The 18054-nt window shown below is 63.4% G+C and carries 15 protein-coding genes and 1 pseudogene; 9 read left to right on the top strand and 7 right to left on the bottom strand.

Going from position 1 to position 18054, the window contains the following annotated elements:
• On the top strand, positions 1-1407 hold the full coding sequence (locus tag KG088_RS07750; RefSeq protein ID WP_213824941.1) for a sugar porter family MFS transporter: 1407 nt from the start codon (positions 1-3) through the stop codon (positions 1405-1407).
• Positions 1408-1434: 27 nt separating this feature from the next.
• Complete coding sequence (locus KG088_RS07755) at positions 1435-2328, top strand: SMP-30/gluconolactonase/LRE family protein (protein WP_213824942.1); 894 nt, start codon at positions 1435-1437, stop codon at positions 2326-2328.
• 44 nt (positions 2329-2372) lie between these two features.
• Here the strand turns inward: KG088_RS07755 and KG088_RS07760 are convergent.
• Positions 2373-2609 (bottom strand): annotated as a pseudogene (locus tag KG088_RS07760) (aldehyde dehydrogenase family protein); the annotation flags it as partial.
• A gap of 181 nt (positions 2610-2790) precedes the next feature.
• Between KG088_RS07760 and KG088_RS07765 the strand changes: the two are divergent.
• Positions 2791-4500, top strand: a complete 1710-nt coding sequence (locus tag KG088_RS07765) for a DEAD/DEAH box helicase family protein (RefSeq protein WP_213824943.1) — start codon at positions 2791-2793, stop codon at positions 4498-4500.
• A gap of 59 nt (positions 4501-4559) precedes the next feature.
• Here KG088_RS07765 and KG088_RS07770 read toward each other — a convergent pair whose 3' ends face one another.
• From KG088_RS07770 to KG088_RS07795, 6 genes are all read right to left on the bottom strand, one after another.
• Positions 4560-6059: a CoA-acylating methylmalonate-semialdehyde dehydrogenase gene (locus tag KG088_RS07770; protein WP_213824944.1), complete on the bottom strand. Its 1500-nt coding sequence runs from the start codon at positions 6057-6059 to the stop codon at positions 4560-4562.
• 41 nt (positions 6060-6100) lie between these two features.
• Positions 6101-7576 carry a protein adenylyltransferase SelO gene (locus KG088_RS07775; protein WP_213824945.1) on the bottom strand — a complete coding sequence of 492 codons (1476 nt, stop codon included), beginning with the start codon at positions 7574-7576 and terminating at the stop codon, positions 6101-6103.
• A gap of 73 nt (positions 7577-7649) precedes the next feature.
• The gene (locus KG088_RS07780; protein ID WP_213824946.1) at positions 7650-8915 is read right to left on the bottom strand and encodes a TRAP transporter large permease; all 1266 of its coding nucleotides are present in this window, start codon (positions 8913-8915) and stop codon (positions 7650-7652) included.
• Positions 8912-9478 carry a TRAP transporter small permease gene (locus KG088_RS07785; RefSeq protein WP_213824947.1) on the bottom strand — a complete coding sequence of 189 codons (567 nt, stop codon included), beginning with the start codon at positions 9476-9478 and terminating at the stop codon, positions 8912-8914. The genes KG088_RS07780 and KG088_RS07785 overlap by 4 nt, the downstream gene beginning before the upstream one ends.
• A gap of 15 nt (positions 9479-9493) precedes the next feature.
• Positions 9494-10477, bottom strand: coding sequence for a TRAP transporter substrate-binding protein (locus KG088_RS07790; RefSeq protein WP_213824948.1), 984 nt, complete (start codon positions 10475-10477; stop codon positions 9494-9496).
• Positions 10478-10567: 90 nt separating this feature from the next.
• Complete coding sequence (locus tag KG088_RS07795) at positions 10568-11242, bottom strand: GntR family transcriptional regulator (protein WP_213824949.1); 675 nt, start codon at positions 11240-11242, stop codon at positions 10568-10570.
• Positions 11243-11432: 190 nt separating this feature from the next.
• On the opposite strand from KG088_RS07795, the gene dctP reads away from it, so the two are divergent.
• The 6 genes from dctP to KG088_RS07825 all read left to right on the top strand — a co-directional run bounded on the left by dctP (position 11433) and on the right by KG088_RS07825 (position 17945).
• The gene (gene dctP / locus KG088_RS07800) at positions 11433-12452 is read left to right on the top strand and encodes a TRAP transporter substrate-binding protein DctP (protein ID WP_213824950.1); all 1020 of its coding nucleotides are present in this window, start codon (positions 11433-11435) and stop codon (positions 12450-12452) included.
• A gap of 77 nt (positions 12453-12529) precedes the next feature.
• Complete coding sequence (locus KG088_RS07805) at positions 12530-13048, top strand: TRAP transporter small permease subunit (protein ID WP_213824951.1); 519 nt, start codon at positions 12530-12532, stop codon at positions 13046-13048.
• Positions 13049-13050: 2 nt separating this feature from the next.
• The gene (locus KG088_RS07810; protein WP_213824952.1) at positions 13051-14379 is read left to right on the top strand and encodes a TRAP transporter large permease; all 1329 of its coding nucleotides are present in this window, start codon (positions 13051-13053) and stop codon (positions 14377-14379) included.
• A gap of 16 nt (positions 14380-14395) precedes the next feature.
• Positions 14396-15766, top strand: a complete 1371-nt coding sequence (locus tag KG088_RS07815) for a malonyl-CoA decarboxylase (protein WP_213824953.1) — start codon at positions 14396-14398, stop codon at positions 15764-15766.
• Positions 15763-17280 carry a malonate--CoA ligase gene (locus tag KG088_RS07820; protein WP_213824954.1) on the top strand — a complete coding sequence of 506 codons (1518 nt, stop codon included), beginning with the start codon at positions 15763-15765 and terminating at the stop codon, positions 17278-17280. Before KG088_RS07815 ends, KG088_RS07820 begins: the two co-directional genes overlap by 4 nt.
• Before the next feature lie 65 nt (positions 17281-17345).
• Positions 17346-17945, top strand: coding sequence for a 2-hydroxychromene-2-carboxylate isomerase (locus KG088_RS07825; protein WP_213824955.1), 600 nt, complete (start codon positions 17346-17348; stop codon positions 17943-17945).
• Positions 17946-18054 lie beyond the last annotated feature (109 nt).

The raw sequence follows: 18054 nt of genomic DNA on the forward strand, positions 1-18054 counted from the left end.
ATGACCCAGCAACGAATGCTAAGTCGCTCTTCCTACATAATAGTAATATGTTGTATTGCCGCCATTGGTGGCTTCCTGTTCGGATTCGACAGTGGTGTCATCAACGGCACTGTCGATGGTCTACAAGCCTCCTTCAACTCCGACAGCGCGGGTACGGGCTTCAACGTGGCCTCCATGTTGCTCGGTTGTGCGATTGGCGCTTTTTTCGCTGGCCGCTTGGCCGATCGCTTCGGACGCCGCACGCTGCTGATCGTGGCTGCCGTGTTCTTCCTGATCAGTGCCTGGGGATCGGGCGTCGCCGGTAGCTCCATGGAGTTCGTGATCTATCGAATTCTCGGTGGGCTTGCCGTAGGCGCCGCCAGCGTAATGACGCCGGCCTACATCAGTGAAGTCGCGCCATCGGCCTATCGAGGTCGCCTGGCCACTATCCAGCAGGTGGCGATCATCTCTGGTCTGTTCATGGCATTTCTGAGTAACTACGTCTTGGCCAATGTAGCGGGCTCGGCGACGTCCGAGTTGTGGTTTGGCTTCGCTACCTGGCGCTGGATGTTCTGGATCGAGCTCATCCCGGCCTCCGTGTTCCTGTTGGCGCTGTTGTTCATCCCCGAAAGCCCGCGCTACCTGATCAGCACCGGCAAACAGAGCGAGGCCAGCCGTGTGCTGGGGCTAGTCATGCCCGAACGCGAGGTCGGCACCAAAATCGATGAAATTAACGCCACCCTGGATCAAGATCACAAGCCACGCTTGAGTGATGTGATCAACCGCACTACCGGCAAGGTCCACGGTATCGTCTGGGTTGGTATTGGTCTGGCGGTCTTCCAGCAGTTGGTGGGCATCAACGTGGTGTTCTACTACGGGGCTGTGCTATGGCAATCCGTCGGCTTCTCGGAGGGCGATGCGCTACTGATCAACGTGATCTCGGGTGCTGTCAGTATTGGTGCCTGCCTGCTCGCCATCTCGCTGGTCGACAAGATCGGTCGAAAGCCTCTGCTATGGATGGGATCGGTGGGTATGGCGGTGACGCTGACCTGCATGTCGTATGCGTTCTCTACCGCCTCCATGGTCGATGGAAGCCTGGGCCTATCCGATGACATGGGCGTGCTTGCCTTACTGTCCGCCAACCTCTATGTGTTGTTCTTCAACGCGTCCTGGGGCCCGGTAATGTGGGTAATGCTCGGAGAAATGTTTCCCAATCAGATGCGTGGCTCTGGCTTGGCAATTGCCGGATTGTTCCAATGGGTGGCAAACTTCGGCATTACCATGACCTTCCCCATTATGCTGGCCTCTATCGGTCTCTTTGGAGCTTATGGCCTCTACGCGGTCTGTGCTGTCGCTTCGGTATTCTTCGTGATCTATTTCGTCAAGGAGACCCGTGGCAAAGAGCTCGAAGAGATGGTTTACGAGTGATTACAGTGGCTAGCAAGGAGTGATGACATGGCCGATTACCGCCTCGAGGTAGCGCTACCGCTGGAGATGAGTCTCGGAGAGAGCCCGCTGTGGTCGCAGGCGCGACAAACGCTCTACTGGGTGGACATCAATCATGGGACGATCTATGCCTGGCGTCCCGGGGCAGGGATGCCGCCGGAAACGATCACACTGGACGAGAAGGTGGGCTGTGTTGCCTTGTGCGAAGGGGGGCTGCTTGGGGCGGCCTCCTCGGGCCTGGTCAGGCTACGCTTGCCTTTCGACAACAAGCCCGAGCCGTTGGCGGCCAACCCAGAATGGCATGAGGGGCATGGCAACCGCTTCAACGACGGCGGCTGCGATCCCGCCGGGCGCTTCTGGGTGGGCACCATCGATGCCGATGCAACGCACCCCACGGCAGCGCTCTACAGCCTCGAAGGCGGCGAATTGGTGCGGCGTCAGGCGGGCATTGGCATCGCCAATGGCTTGGCCTTCAGTCCCGACCGGCGCTGGCTTTATCATACCGACTCGCTGACTCGGCGCATCCTGCGCTACCCCTTCGATGCGATCAGCGGCAGCCTCGGCGAGCCACACCCCTGGGTCGATCTCGAGACGCTGGGCCTGCCGGGTGTGCCCGACGGTGCCGCGGTGGACAGCGAAGGCCACTACTGGAGCGCTCTCTACGGCGGCGGTAAGGTCGTGCGCTTTTCCCCCGAGGGCGAATGGGTGGCCAGCATTGAAGTGCCATGCCCGCACCCCACCATGCCGGCCTTCGGCGGGGCCGATCTACGCACGCTCTATATCACCACCGCCACCCAGCATCTCGATGCGGAAGAAAAGCGGCAATGGCCGGCCGCCGGTAGCCTGCTGTGCGCCTCAGTCGAGGTAGCAGGGCTCGCCGAGCCCTGCTGGTCGGGTGCCTGACTCTCTTCAGCAGCATGACAAGACTGCCGCGTTGCGCATAGAAATCAGCTCATCGAGATGGTGCTGTTGATGCCGCTGGAGACGTTCTCGGGTTCGAACCAGCGGGCGGTGACGGTCTTGGTCTGGGTCCAGAAGGCGATCGCCTGCTTGCCGTTGGGGTTCGCGTTGATGAACGCGATCGCCTCATCGTGGGTATCGACGCCGGCCACACAGAGCACCGGACCGAAGACCGCCTCGCGATAGATAGCCATCTCGGCCGTCACGTCGGCGAACACGTTGGGCTCCTCCTTCCCCGGCGACCGGCCTCCCACGGGGATTGCCCCACAATGCAAGGTCGGCCAATATCGCTCTATGGCTGCCGGCCATGCTTCCCGGCCAGGAGGGTCGGGAAAGCTCACGAAGCGGTGCCCGACGAGGCCCTCGTCAAGCCCCGACACGACGCAGCATGCATGGACTCCCAATATGGCTGATCGAGATGGTCCCGAGTTTTCAGCGTGGAACCCCGGCTTGGAGACCGATCTGCCCAGGCGCTACAAGCCCCTGGAAACGATTCATCAAACGGCCAACGTCTATTCTCGTCTTTCCGACATCTCTGAGTTGAGAGCCCTCACCGGGCTCGCGGAAGAGGAGTTGGTCGCTTTCCGGGCGGAGCGCCTTGTGCTTCACGAGTTGATCGTCCAAGTGACGGCCGATGTCTTGGTCCTCGAGGGTGAAGAGGAGGAGTTCCTCGGGCAGCATTTTCGCAGCATCACCCTCAAGATCCTGTTCGACTACCTGACTCCCCATCTGCCAACGTTTCAGCAGGACTATGACCACCTGTATGACGAGATACACAGCCGGGTGGTCAACATTCTCACCGCGGCCTTTGCTCCCGAACCGACGGAGGCCAGTCCCGAACCGGACTCTTTCCTGTCCAGATGGTTTGGCAAACGCCGTACCCCGCCACGGCTGACGGACCTACGATCTATAGAAGAACGACATCATGACGTGATCAGGGGTATCAAGGAAAAGGGGCTGGCAACCCAAGCCGAGCTGGAGAGGGCCATCTACAAGAGCACTTACCGGGTCCTGAATTCGATCGGTGGCACCCAGGGCCATATCGGAGTGGACCGGGAGCTGTTGGCGACATTGATCACCCAGCATGTCTGTAACGACTTCGGCAGCCGTCACCTCGGCCAGAAGATAGCGCCCCATGTGGAACGGGCCATGAAAGTCGAGGGCTACATCCGGCTCCCCTGTGCAAGAGAGCCGATCCTGATCAGCCTAAAGGGGGCCTCGGCAGCCGGCAAGAGCTCCCTTCGCCCCTTCCTGAAAGACACCCTGCGGGACCTGGGCATCCAACCGGACCAGTACGGCACCATCTCCCCTGACATCTGGCGTCGACTCCTGCTTGACTATGACGCCCTGGGTGGCGCCTACAAGTATGCCGGCCGCCTGGCCGGCAAGGAGGTCAAGCTCATCGATGTCAAGCTGGACCGCTACATCCGCGACAAGGCTCAGCGGGACCGCTCCATCCCGAACCTGCTGATTGACCGGTTTCGTTTCGATAGTTTCTCTTTGGACAAGGTGTCGCGAATCCTGGATGACACCTATGCGAAATATGTCGCCACCATGTATCTCTTTTTCATTGTCACCCCGCCGGAGGCGACGGTGGAACGCGGCTGGGAGCGCGGCCTGACGCGGGGGCGTTTCAAGGCGGTGGAGGACTTTCTAGGGCACTGCGTGGAAGCCTACGACGGCATGCCAAAGGTGCTCTTCAAGTGGCTGGACAGCCGGCATCCCCGGCTTGAGTACGTCTTCCTGGACAATAGCGTCCCCAAGCACACTCCACCGACGACCATCGCGTATGGAACCCGCGAAGAGCTCCACATCCTGGCTCCCCTGGGCATGGTCAACATCGACCGCTACAAGAAGATCAACACCCTGGCAACATGCCCGGCGGAGGTCTATCCCGACGATGACACACTGGCGATCGGCAGGAACTGTGCCTTCCTCAAGCAATGCATCGCGAAGGTGCCGGAGGTCCGCTTTATCGACGACGCAACCGGAAAGGTGTATTTGCAAGCCTCGGCAGGCCGCATTTCGGTGATGGACCCCGCGATCCTGCGGGTCAGACGGGAGGCCCCGGAACTCGCGGAGTTATTCGCTACCCTCGGGGTGCCCGAGCGCTAGATAAATCGGCCCCACCTCTTCATGAGGCGGGGCCGTGAAGTCGGACCATCAGACGATCATCAATGCATCGAGATGGTGCTGTTGATGCCGCCGGAGACGTTCTCGGGCTCGAACCAGCGGGCGGTGACGGTCTTGGTCTGGGTCCAGAAGGCGATCGCCTGCTTGCCGTTGGGGCCCAGGTCGCCGAGCTTGGAGCCGCGCGAGCCAGTAAAACTGAAGTAGGCCACCGGCACCGGGATCGGCACGTTGATGCCCACCTGGCCGACATCGATGTCACGCTCGAAGCGCTTCGCCACCCAGCCGGAATTGGTGAAGATCGAGGTGCCATTGCCGTTGGGGTTGGCGTTGATGAACGCGATCGCCTCATCCAGGGTATCGACGCCGGCCACACAGAGCACCGGACCGAATACCTCCTCGCGATAGATGGTCATCTCGGCCGTCACGTCGGCGAACACGGTGGGTCCGACGAAGTTGCCATCCGGATAGCCCTCGACCTGGTAGCCGCGACCATCGAGCATCAGGCGGGCTCCCTCCTTCTCACCGACACCGATCAGGTGCTCCACGCGCTCCCTCGCCTGCGGCGAGACCAGCGGGCCGAGGTCGGCGTCACACTGGGTGCCGGGGCCGACCGTCATCCGGCGCGCACCTTCGACGAGTTCGTCGAGCCACTGGCGCGCCTCGCCCACCAGCACCACCACCGAGTTGGCCATACAGCGCTGGCCGGCGGCGCCGAAGGCCGAGCCCAGCAGGTTGTTGATCGCCTGGCTGCGGTTGGCATCCGGCATCACCACGCAATGGTTCTTGGCACCCATCATCGATTGCATGCGCTTGCCCGCGGCGGCGGCGCGGTTGTAGAGCAGCGTGCCGACATGGGTCGAGCCGATGAACGACAGCGCCTTGATGTCCGGATGGTCGGCGATCTGGTTGGCCACCTCCGGTCCGCCGTGCACCACATTGAGCACGCCCGGCGGAATGCCAGCCTCATGGGCCAACTCGACCAGGCGCATGGTCGAGCTCGGGTCCTGCTCGGAAGGCTTGAGCAGGAAAGTATTACCGGTGGCGATGGCCAGCGGAAACATGAAACAGGGCAGCATGATCGGGAAGTTGAAGGCGGTGATCCCGGCACCCACGCCCAGCGGCTGGTTGAAGGTGTAGACGTCGATCTCGGTGCCGGCATTCTCGGCCAGCTCACCCAGCTGCAGCGAGGTGATAGAGCAGGCATGCTCCACCACTTCCAGGCCACGGCCCACCTCACCTTCGGCGTCGGGCAGGGTCTTGCCGTGCTCCTCGGTGATCAGCGCGGCTAGCTCGGAGGTATTGTCGCGGATCAGCGCCTGAAACTTGAGCATGATGCGCATGCGCTTGCCCAGTGGCACCTTGCGCCAGGTCTGGAATGCCTCCTTGGCGCTGGCCACGGCGCGGTCGACCTCCTCGGCGGTGCAGAACGGCACCCGGGCGACGACTTCCTGGGTGGCGGGGTTGACCACATCGCGCCAGTCCTGACTCTGTGACGGAACGGACTGACCGTCGATGACCATGGGGATTTCGCGAACGGACATGGTAGCGTGCTCCTGTGTGGGACCATGATGACGATGGCGATTCAGGTACCGCAGAAGGTGCGAAATACCCGCTCGTCAAGCGCCGCCGGCCGAGCATAGGCCTCGCGCCCGGGCTGCTCGGTAAATGGCTGGGACAGCACCTCCCCCAGGGTAGCGAAGGTGCCGAAATCGTCACGCTCGGCCGCGGCGACAAGCGCCTCCTCGACCTTATGATTGCGCGGGATATACAGTGGGTTTACCGAGCGCATGCGCGAGGCGATCGCCGCCCCACCCGCCTGTTCCAGCGTCAAGCGCTCGCGCCAGCGTGGCAGCCAATCACGAATCGCCCCCGGGTTCTCGAAGAGCGCGACGAGCACCTCGTCATCCTCGGTCTCTGCCGCGTCGGCGAGCTGGCGAAATGTCAGAGTGAAATCGGCGCGGCCGTGGTGCATCGCCTCGAGCAGAGCATCGACCAGGGCGCGATCCCTGGTCTCCTCGCGCTCGAGCCCCAGCTTGGTGCGCATCACCGCCAGCCACTCGGCCTCGTAAATATCGGGATAGGCCTCGAGCAGCGCCGTGGCGGGTTCGATAGCATGCTCGGGGTTTTTCTCGATCAACGGTAGCAGGGTCTCGCCAAGACGCGCGATGTTCCACTGGGTCATCCACGGCTGGTTGGCATAGGCGTAGCGCGCCCCTGCGTCGACTGAGCTGAAAACGGTACGCGGATCGTAGGCCTCCATGAAGGCGCAAGGGCCGAAGTCGAGGGTCTCGCCGGAGATCGCCGTATTGTCGGTGTTCATGACGCCATGGATGAAGCCCAGCCCCATCCATTTGGCCACCAGCGCCGCCTGACGCGCCAGCACGGCCTCCAGCAGCGCCAGGTAGCGCTCACCACCCGTCATCGAAGACAAGTGCGGATAGTGGCGTTCGATCGCCAGGTCGGCCAGAACCCGCAATGCTTCGGTATCGCCACGGGCGGCGAAATACTGGAAGGTGCCCACGCGCAGATGGCTTTTGGCCACACGCGTCAGCACCGCCCCCGGCTCGGGCGTCCGCCGGAAGACCCGCTCACCGGTGGTGACGGCGGCCAGCGCACGGGTCGCCGGTACGCCCATGGCATGCATCGCCTCGCTGACCAGGTATTCACGCAGTACCGGCCCCAGCGGTGCACGGCCATCGCCGCCACGGGAAAACGGCGTACACCCGGCCCCCTTGAGCTGGATATCGCGAAGTTGACCATGGCGGTCGGTGACCTCGCCAAGCAGCACCGCACGGCCGTCACCCAGTCGCGGCACGAAATTGCCGAACTGATGACCGGCGTAGGCCTGCGCCAGCGGCTCGGCCCCGGGCGGCACCCGGTTGCCGGAAAACCACTGGGTGGCCTCGGCCTCGTCGTAGGCCGTAAGATCGAAGCCCAGCTCTTCCGCCAAGGGGCGGTTGAACGCAACCAATCGCGGGGCCGTGACCGGCTCGGGGTCGAAACGCGTGAAAAGGTGCGCCGGCAGGCGGGCGTAGCGAAGGGTAAAATCGGGAAACATGGCGCCTCCAGTCGAGGCTGCGCGGGCGCAGCCTGTCCTCGTCAAAGACCCAGTATAAGACTCAACTTTAGGTTTATCGACCGATGAAGGCCGTGGTCAGCCAGGGCTGCCAGGCCAGCAGCACCAGGGTGGCAAGACTCGCCACCAGAAACGGCAGGAGCGCGCGGAAGATACGCAGCGGCGGCGTGCCGGTCATCGACGAGGCAATGAACAAGCCCGCACCCACTGGCGGCGTGAGCAGCCCCAGCACCAGCGTCAGGCAGACCACCACCCCGAACTGGTAAGGGCTGATACCGAACTGGTCCTGGGCGATCGGCAGCAGGATCGGCACCACCAGGATCAACGCGGCGATGCCATCGATGATCATCCCTACCAGCAGCAGCACCCCGATCAGCAACAGCAGAAAGGCGAAGGGGTCGGTCGTCAGCGCGGCGATCCAGGCCGCGGCCAGCTGCGGTAATCGCTCGTAGGTCACCACCCAGCCAAAGACACCGGCGGCGGCGATCAGCATGATCACCAGCCCGGCATTGACCGCGGTGCGCCTGAGCACGGAGGGCAGCATCGCCCACTTCAGGTCGCCATACAGAAAGCGCCCCAGCAGCAGCGCTGCCAGCGAGGCCAGCGCCGCCGACTCGGTCGGGGTGGCCAGTCCCAGCAGGATGCCGCCGATGATAATCAGCGGGATTGCCATCGCCGGCAGGCCCATTTGCAGCGCGCGCCGTGCTTCCGGTCGGGCCGGCCAGCGCCCCTTGGGATACTGCTGTACCAGCCCGACCACGGCGATGGTCAGGAAGAAGGTGAAACCCAGCAACAGCCCGGGCAGGATGCCGGCGAGGAACATCTCGGCGATGGGCACCTGGGCCATCACGCCGAACAGCACAAACAGCATCGAGGGCGGCAGGATCGGCGAGAGCAGACCGCCGGCGGCGGTAATCGCGGCGCTGAAGGGTCGGTCGTACCCTTCGGCCTCCATGGCCGGCACCATGGCCCGCGACATGATGGCGATCTGCGAAGCGGCCGAACCGATGATCGCCGCCATCATCATGTTGGCCACCAGGTTGATGTAGGCCAGCCCGCCGCGGAATCCGCCGACCAGCAGCCGCGCCAGGTCGATCAGCCGGCGGGTCACGCCACCCTCGTTCATCAGTTCGCCAGCGAGCATGAACAGCGGAATCGCCAGCAGCCCATAGCTCTCGACCGCCCCGAAAAGCTGCTGTGGATAGGAGGCGAAGAGCACGCTATTGCCGGAGCTCTGGATATAAAACATGGCGGTCAGCGCCAGTACCAGCGCGATCGGCACCGCGCCGAGCAGCAGCACCGCAAATACCACCGCCGTCATGACGAGGCCTCCGGGGGTGTCGAGCCGTCACGCGTACGACCCAGCCCGCGCAGCGCACCCACCAGATTGACCAGCCCATGGACGCTCAGCGAGAGCGCGAACCACGGCACTACCAGCCACACCCAGAACTTGGCGATGCCCAGCGTCGAGGTGGTCTCGGCGTAAATGAAGTTGAAGGTCTCGGCCTGGAAGGCCTGCACGTCGAAGCCGGCGCGCGCCAGTGCCAGCGGTTGATACCAGCGCCAGCAGAACCACAACAGCAGGAGCGCGAAGGCCAGCACCATGGCGTCGACGCCGGCCGTCAAGACACGACGCACGAGACGCGGCAGGACATCGCTAAGCAGCGTCACCGCGACGCCCTGGCGGCGCTTGAGCACCACCGAGGCGATCAGGAAGGTCATCCAGATCATCGCGTAGATCGACAACTCGCTGATCCAGTAAAGCGGACTCCCGGCGGCCCGAAAGGCGATATTGGTCAGGATCAGCAGGGTGATCACCGCCGCTAGCGTGGCGGCCGCGATCTCCTCTAGCTTGGCGAGCCGGTCGGATAGACGGGACAGCATCGGCTCACGGCACCCCTATTCGCGCAACTGGTCGGCCTGCTCGCGCAGGTCCTCGAGCATCGGCGCCTTGTCGGCCCACACGCTTTCCCATTCGGCGATGGCTTCGGGAAAGAACTCGACATCGGCCTCGACGATATTGAGATCGAGCTCACGAATCTCCGCTTCCTGGGCAGCATCTTTTTGCTGGAAGCCAGTGAGCACGTTCTCCAGGTGTTCCGACATGGCGGTCTCGATCAGCTCACGGTCCTGTTCGGAGAGCTCACTCCACACCCGCCCGGACACCACCCCGACCATAGGGAACATCATGTGGTTGGAGATCAGCAGGTTATCGGCCTGCTCGTAGAATTTGAGGATCAGGATCGAATCGAAGTCCATGTCGATGGCGTCGACCTGGCCGTTGGCCAGCGAATCGTAGACCTCGAGCAGCGGCATCGGCGCCGGCGCCGCCCCGGCGGCGGTGTAGAAGTCGCGGATCGGCTCGAACGGGGTGATGCGCAGGCGCAGACCCTCGAGATCCGCCGCAGTATCGATGGGCTCGCGGCTGAGCACCTGGCGCATGCCAACCATCCCGTAACCCAGCCCCACCATGCCGACCCCCGCCGGCATCAACTCGAGCAGCTCGCCCGCCGTCTCGGAGCGCAACAGCCTCGCGGCGTGGTCGACGTCGTCCACCAGGTAGGGTGCGTAGAGGGCACCGAAGTCGGGGATGCGGTTGGAGATCTCGGCAATGGTCAAAAAGGCCATGTCCAGCGCACCGGTCTGCAGCTGCTGAACCATCTGCGCCTCGTTGCCCAGTTGCTGGGCCGGAAACACGCTGACGCTGTGTTCGCCATCTGAGCGCTCGGCCAGGGTCGCGGCGAAGGCCTCGGCCTCGGTGGACCAGAGATGCTGCGGCGGGGTGATCAGTCCCAGGCGGAAGTCACGCGCCTGGGCGGAGAGCGTCGAAGCGGCCAGGGCGGCAGTCGCCACGGCGAGGGTGAGCGTCTTGATGCGATTCATGAATGCCCCTTGTCAATCCAGCATTGGCGGGCCGGTCGGTTCGTTATCCGGGACAAGAGAGTACCGCAGGTGACGCGTTGATGGCAGCCTTCAACCGGTCAGGGTCAGGGCGCCATCGAGCTGGCGAACGCTGGACACGAAGTCGCTGAAGCGCTCGCCCTGGATCAACACGTGCTCGCGTATCCGCTGCTCGGCCGCCACGTCGTCGCCGGCCTCAATGGCCGCCAGGATCTCGCGATGCTCGGCCAGGGAATTGACCATCCGATGGCGGACCTTGAGCTGCAGGCGACGGTAGGGCTTGAGACGCTGCTTGAGCTGGCTGGCTTCGCTGGCCAGAAAGCCATTGTGGCTCGCCGCATAGATGGCCAGATGGAAGCTTTCGTTCTCGTAGTAGTACTCATTGGTGTCGCCGGCCTCGGCGGCCGCCTCGCAGCGCGCCATCGCCTGGCTCAGGTCGACGAGTTCTTCCTTGGTAGCACGCCGGGCAGCCAGCCGGGCACACATGCCCTCAAGTTCCGCCATCACCTCGAACATCTCGATCAGCTGGTCGAGACCAACACGGGCCACGAAGGTGCCCCGCTTCGGCAACACCGTGACCAGGCCGCTCGCCACCAGCTGATGGATCGCCTCGCGCACCGGGGTTCGCGAGACCTCGAAGTCGCGGCACAGGGCGAGCGGTTCGAGACGTTCGCCGGGTACCCGGCGACCATTGATGATGTCGTCTTCCAAGGCGTCGCGGAGTCGTTGGGCATTAGATCGTTTCATGCCGTTACCCTCTTCTTTTCCCTGAGTTTTTCTTTGTCGTGAACGGCGAAGCTGCGACTTATGTCTAGCCCCGCAACATTGACACTAGTATAGCCAGGGGTCTAATGATGTATACATCAGCCTCGCTGATAGACATCTGCACCCACAAGAACAGATTTCGCGTCACAAGAACAACGTATTTGGAGATACTATGAAACGTACACTCACGCCGAAACGCACACTCACGCCCGCTATCGCCACCCTGACCCTGGCTGCCATTGCCTTCAGCAGTGCCGCCTCGGCTCAGACTGTTCTGCGCGCGTCCCACCAGTTCCCCGGCGGCCAGGGCGACGTCCGCGACGAGATGGTGCAGATGATGGCCCAGCACGTCGCGGATTCCGGCGCCGACCTGGAAATCGAGGTCTACCCCGGCCAGTCGCTGTTCAAGGCCGACGAGCAGTGGGGTGCCCTGGTACGTGGCCGTCTCGACATCACCGCCCTGCCGCTCGACTACGCCAGCGGCCGTCACCCGGAATTCTCCGCCACCCTGATGCCCGGTCTGGTACGTAACCATGAGCGAGCCCAGCGCCTCAACGACTCCGAGTTCATGGACATGATCAAGGAGATCATCAACGATGCCGGCGCCCGCGTGCTGGCCGACGCCTGGCTGGCCGGCGGCTTCGCCTCCAGCGAGCGCTGCATTACCTCGCCGGACACCGTGGAAGGACAAAGCCTGCGTGCCGCCGGCCCAGCCTTCGACGAGATGCTCGAGACCGCCGGGGCCTCGATCGCCTCCATGCCCTCCTCCGAGATCTACACCGCCATGCAGACCGGCGTGCTCGACGGCGCCAACACCTCCTCGGGCTCCTTCGTCTCCTACCGGATCTACGAGCAGGTCACCTGCCTGACCGCCCCCGGCGAGAACGCGCTGTGGTTCATGTATGAGCCGATCCTGATCTCCGAGCAGAGCTGGCAGGGCCTCAACGAGGAGCAGCAACAGGCCTTGACCGAAGCCGGCCAGGCCGCAGAAGAGTTCTTCGCTGCCGAAGCCGCGGGTCTCGACGAGACCATGGTCGAGGTGTTCAAGGAGAACGGCGTCGAGGTGGTCAACATGTCCCAGGAGGACTACGACGCCTGGCTCGAAGTGGCTAAGGAAAGCTCCTACAAGACCTTCGCCGAGAACGTCGAGAAAGGCCAGGCCCTGATCGACGCCGCCCTCGCAGTGGAATGATGACGTGTCAATGAGTCAGACAACGACACTGGCCGCCCCTTCTTCGGGGCGGCCATCCAGTCTTATCGGAGGGCCTCATGGAACACTCCCGTACTGACGCCACGACCCCCGGCGGGCTCGTAGGCGGCTACATTCGCCTGATGGACAAGATCTCCCGCCTCACCGCCTATCTTGCCGCGGCGCTATTCATCGCCGGGGTTATCGTCGTATGTCAGATGGTCTTCGTGCGCTACGTGCTCGGCATGAGCTCAAGTTGGCAGACCGAGTTCACAATATTTTCCGTGACCGGTGCCATGCTGCTCGGTAGCCCTTATGTGCTGATGACCGGCGGGCACGTCGCCATCACCTTGCTGCCGGACGCCATCGGCGGCGTGATCGGAACCATGATGCGGCTCGTCGCGGCCCTGTTCGGGCTGGGTTTCTGTCTCGCCCTGGCCTACGCCTCCTGGATCTATGTTCTGGAAGCCTGGCATGGCGGCTGGACCACCGGCACCGTCTGGAATCCGGTCCTGTGGCCGGCGCTGCTTCCCATGGCCGTGGGTGCCACCCTTCTGACGCTGCAATACGTCGCCGAAATTCTGCGCGGGGAGAACTGATCATGGATCCAGTTACAGCCGGCATTTTCGTCGCCATCGGCCTGATCGTATTGATGGCCATCGGCACGCCGATCGCCTTCGCGCTCGGCGGCATCTCGTTGATTGCCCTGGTCGCAGACCGCGGCGTTGCCGAACTGACCTATTTCGGCGAAACCTTCTTCGATCGCATCGCGGAATTCGGTTTCGTTGCCATTCCCATGTTTATCCTGATGGGCGCCGCGGTCGCCTCATCGCCCACCGGGCGCGACCTCTATCGCTCGCTGGACCTGTGGCTGGGCAAGCTACCCGGCGGCCTGGCGATCTCCAACATCGGCGCCTGCACCGTGTTCTCGGCGCTTTCCGGCTCCTCGCCGGCGACCTGTGCCGCGATCGGCAAGATGGGCATTCCCGAGATGCGCAAGCGTGGCTATCCCGACGGCGTGGCCGCGGGCTGCATCGCGGCGGGCGGCACCCTGGGCATACTGATTCCACCCTCGGTGACCATGATCATTTACGGCATCGCCACCGAGACCTCGATCGGGCGTCTGTTCATCGCCGGCGTAGTCCCGGGCTTCATGCTCGCCGGCCTGTTCATGATCTGGACACTGATCGCCTGCAAGTTGGCGGGTGGCTACAACAGCCCCAACCCGGTGGCCGCGGCCGCCGCGAGCATGAAGGACAACGTCGAGGGCAATCTCAAGGCCCTGGTGCGTGTGCTGCCCTTCCTGGCCGTGGTGATTGGTATCCTCTTCGCGCTCTATGGCGGGGTCGCCACACCGTCCGAAGCCGCCGGTGTCGGCGCCTTTTTCTGTGTGGCGCTGGCTATCCTCGTCTACCGCATGTGGCAGTTGAAGCCGCTCAAGCTGATCATGCGCGACGCCCTGCGCGAAAGCGTGATGATCATGCTGATCATCGCCGCGGCCGAGGTCTTCGCCTATGCGCTGTCGTCGCTGTTCATCACCCAGACCGTGGCCGGCGCCATCGCCGACCTGGAGGTCAACCGCTGGGTGCTGATGGGCGTCATCAATCTCTTCCTGCTGGTGGCCGGCTTCTTCCTGCCCCCGGTGGCGGTGATCGTGATGACCGCGCCGATCCTGCTGCCGATCATCCTGTCCGCGAACTTCGACCCCTACTGGTTCGCCGTCATCCTGACCATCAACCTGGAGATCGGCTTGATCACGCCACCGGTGGGGCTGAATCTCTTCATCATCAACAGCATCGCGCCCGACATCTCGCTGCGTAACGTGCTGATGGGCAGCTTGCCCTATGCACTGTGCATGGTGCTGGGTATCTTGCTGCTGTGTTTCTTCCCGGGGATCGTGACATGGCTACCCGATCTCATCATGGGCTGAAGGAGTCGTCCACACCATGAACATGACGTTCCTGCAAGAGATGTTCAACTCCATCACCCAGCGCGACGCCCTGCGGCGGCGTCGCCGAGGCGATTCGGAAACGACGGACCACAACCAGCTGCTGAAGGCCTGCCGGGCGCTGCTGGAGAGCGACGGCGAGGCTTCCAGCATCGCCCTGGCCAGCCGAGTGCTGGCCATGTTCAACCGACTGGACGAAACCCAGGAGGTTCGCTTCTTCGAGCGTCTGGCAACGGAATTTTCCGCCGACCCAGTCGCGATCGACGCAGCCTATGCGGCCTACCAGCACGACCGTGACAATGCGAATCTGCAGGCGCTGTTCGAGGCTTGTGAGCCGCGCCGCCAGGAGTTGTTTCGGCGGCTCAACCTGGCCCCCGACGGCACCTATGAGCTGGTGCGCATGCGCGAGGACCTGCTCAGGCTGATGCGGGAGAAGCCAGGCCTTGAAAAGAATGAGCTTTCTGGCATCGATGCCGACTTCGCGCACCTGTTCGGCTCCTGGTTCAACCGCGGCTTCTTGATGCTCAAGCGCATCGACTGGAACACCCCGGCCTCGATCCTCGAGAAGATTATCCGCTACGAGGCGGTGCACGAGATCCAGGACTGGAACGACCTGCGCCGGCGCCTGGATGCCCGCGATCGCCGCTGCTTCGGCTTCTTCCACCCGGCGATCGGCGACGAGCCGCTGATTTTTGTCGAAGTCGCCCTGCACAAGGGGCTGCCCAACAAGATCCAGCCGATCCTCTCGGGTGAGCGGCACGAGATCGAGGACCCCGAATCGGCGGACACTGCCGCCTTCTTCGGCATCAGCAACTGCCAGACCGGCCTGCGCGGCATCTCCTTTGGTAACTTCCTGATCAAGCAGGTGGTGCAGGAGCTCAAGCAGGAACTGCCCCAGCTCAAGTACTTTGTGACGCTCTCGCCGGTACCCGGCTTCGGCCCCTGGCTGGCCGAACGGCGCGAGGACGAAAATCTGCCCGACTTTGTGCGCAAGAGCCTCGCCGAACTGGAAGACCCCGACTGGCACCGCGACCCCGAACGCGTCGAAAAGCTCAAGGCGGTCATCAAGCCGCTGGCCGCGCACTACCTGGTCGACGAGAAGAACGCCCGTGGCCTGCCGCTCAACCCGGTCGCCCGCTTCCATCTGGGCAACGGTGCCGAGTTGCACCGCATCAACTGGCTGGGCGACGTGTCGAAAAAGGGGCTGAAGCAGGGCGCCGGCATGATGGTCAACTACCTCTATGTGCTCGATGACATCGAGCGCAACCATGAGAATTACACCGCCAACGCCACCGTGGCTCGTTCGAGTGAGGTCAAGGACCTCGCCCGGAAGGCCAGGAAGCTGGCCAAGGGAGAGAACACAAAATGAATCATAACCTCTTCGCCACCTTCGCCCAACGCATGCAAGAGCGCGGCGATGCCGATTTCATCACCACCCGCGAAGGTCGCGGCTATTCCTATGCCGAGACCCTGGCCGCCACGGCGCGCCTGGCCGGCGCGTTGACCGAGCTTGGCGTGCGCCCCGGCGACCGCGTCGCGGCGCAGACCGACAAGAGCCCCGAGGCGATCCTGCTTTACCTCGCCACCCTGCGCGTGGGTGGCGTCTATCTACCGCTCAATACCGGCTACACCGGGGAAGAGATTCGCTACTTCCTCGGCGATGCCGAACCGGCGCTATTCGTCTGCCGGCCGGGTAATATCGAGGAAGCGCGCAAGATCGCTTCCGAGAGCGGCTGCCCGGCGGTGGAGACGCTCGGCAAGGCCGCCGACGGCAGCCTGATGGAGGCCGCCGAGCGTGCCACGCCCCACGACGACATCGCCCCGCGCGAGGCCGATGACCTGGCCGCCATCCTCTATACCTCGGGCACCACCGGACGCTCCAAGGGCGCCATGCTCACCCATCGCAACCTGGGATCCAATGCCGAGGCGCTGGTGTCGTCCTGGCAGTTCAGCGAGGACGACCGGCTGATCCACGCGCTGCCGATCTTTCATACCCACGGCCTCTTCGTTGCCTGCAACGTCACCCTGATGGCCGGCTCGAGCATGCTCTTCCTGCCGAAGTTCGATGCCGACGTGATCTTCGAGGAGCTGCCCCGCGGCACCGTGATGATGGGCGTGCCGACCTTCTATACGCGCCTGGTCCAGGACGAACGCCTGACCCCCGAGGCGACCGCCAACATGCGGCTGTTCGTCTCCGGCTCGGCCCCGCTGACCGCCGAGACCCACCAGGCCTTCGAGCAGAAGACCGGCCATGCGATTCTCGAGCGTTACGGCATGACCGAGACCAACATGAACACTTCCAACCCCTACGACGGCGAGCGCCGTGCGGGCACCGTGGGCATGCCGCTGCCCGGCGTGGAGGTCCGCATCACCGACCGCGAGACGGGCGAGGAAGTGCCACAAGGCGAGATCGGCATGCTCCAGGTACGCGGCCCCAACGTCTTCATCGGCTACTGGCGCATGCCGGAAAAGACCCGTGAGGAACTGCTGGAAGACGGCTTCTTCATCACCGGTGACCTGGCGATGGTCGACGAGCGCGGCTACGTGCACATTGTCGGGCGCGACAAGGACCTGGTGATCTCCGGCGGCTACAACGTCTACCCCAAGGAGATCGAGCAGGTCATCGACGAACTCGATGGCGTTTTCGAGTCCGCGGTGATCGGCGTGGCGCATCCCGATTTCGGCGAGGGCGTCACCGCCGTGGTGGTCCCCAAGGAAGATTCGGATCTCGACGAGGCCAAGGTGCTGGGCTTTCTCGACGGCAAGCTGGCCAGGTACAAGCAGCCCAAGCGGGTCTTCTTCACCGACACTCTGCCACGCAACACCATGGGCAAGGTCCAGAAGAACCAGCTGCGCGAGCAGTTCAAGGACATCTATCGCTGAACGACCAAGCTTTGTCGCCATCTCTCCCGACGCTGGGGAGATGGCTTCCTTGCCGGAGCCACCCCATGGCAAAGCGAATCACCTATTGCTTCACCCCTGTCTCACCCTGGACCTACCTGGGCCATGCCCGGCTCGGCGAGATCGCCGCCCGCCATGGTGCGACGATCGACTACGTGCCGATCACCCTCAGTGCGATCTTTCCCAAGACTGGCGGCCTCCCGCTGGCCAAGCGTGCCCCGGAGCGCCAGGCCTATCGAATGGCCGAGCTCAAGCGCTGGCCACGTCTGCTCGGCATTCCCCTCAACCTTGAGCCGAAGCACTTCCCCACTGATGACCGTCCGGCGGCCCGACTGGCGCTGACCGCCAAGGCGCAGGGGCACGACATCGCCGCGCTGTCGCTGGCCATGCTGCGCGGCACCTGGGTCGAGGAGCGCGATATCGCCGATCTCGACACCCTAAACGCGATCGCCGATGCCAACGAACTCGACGGCGCGGCCCTGCTCGCCGCCTCGGAGACCGAAAGTGGCCAGCAGCGCCTCGATGCCGCCTGCGAACAGGCCTTGGCGATAGGCTGTTTCGGCTCGCCATGGTACGACCTGGACGGTGAGCCCTTCTGGGGCCAGGACCGCCTCGACCTGCTGGAAAAGGCATTAGTCGAGCGCTAGAACCGATCCCCCACGCACCGGCCATCCGATGCCGGCGTATCCTCACCCTAAAACAACTGGGTATCCGGTTTTAATGTTTCTAGTATTACCGTTGCACGAAACCGGACGG

It is taken from the genome of Halomonas jincaotanensis, assembly GCF_018448785.1.
In the GTDB taxonomy this organism is placed as follows: Bacteria; Pseudomonadota; Gammaproteobacteria; order Pseudomonadales; family Halomonadaceae; genus Halomonas; species Halomonas jincaotanensis.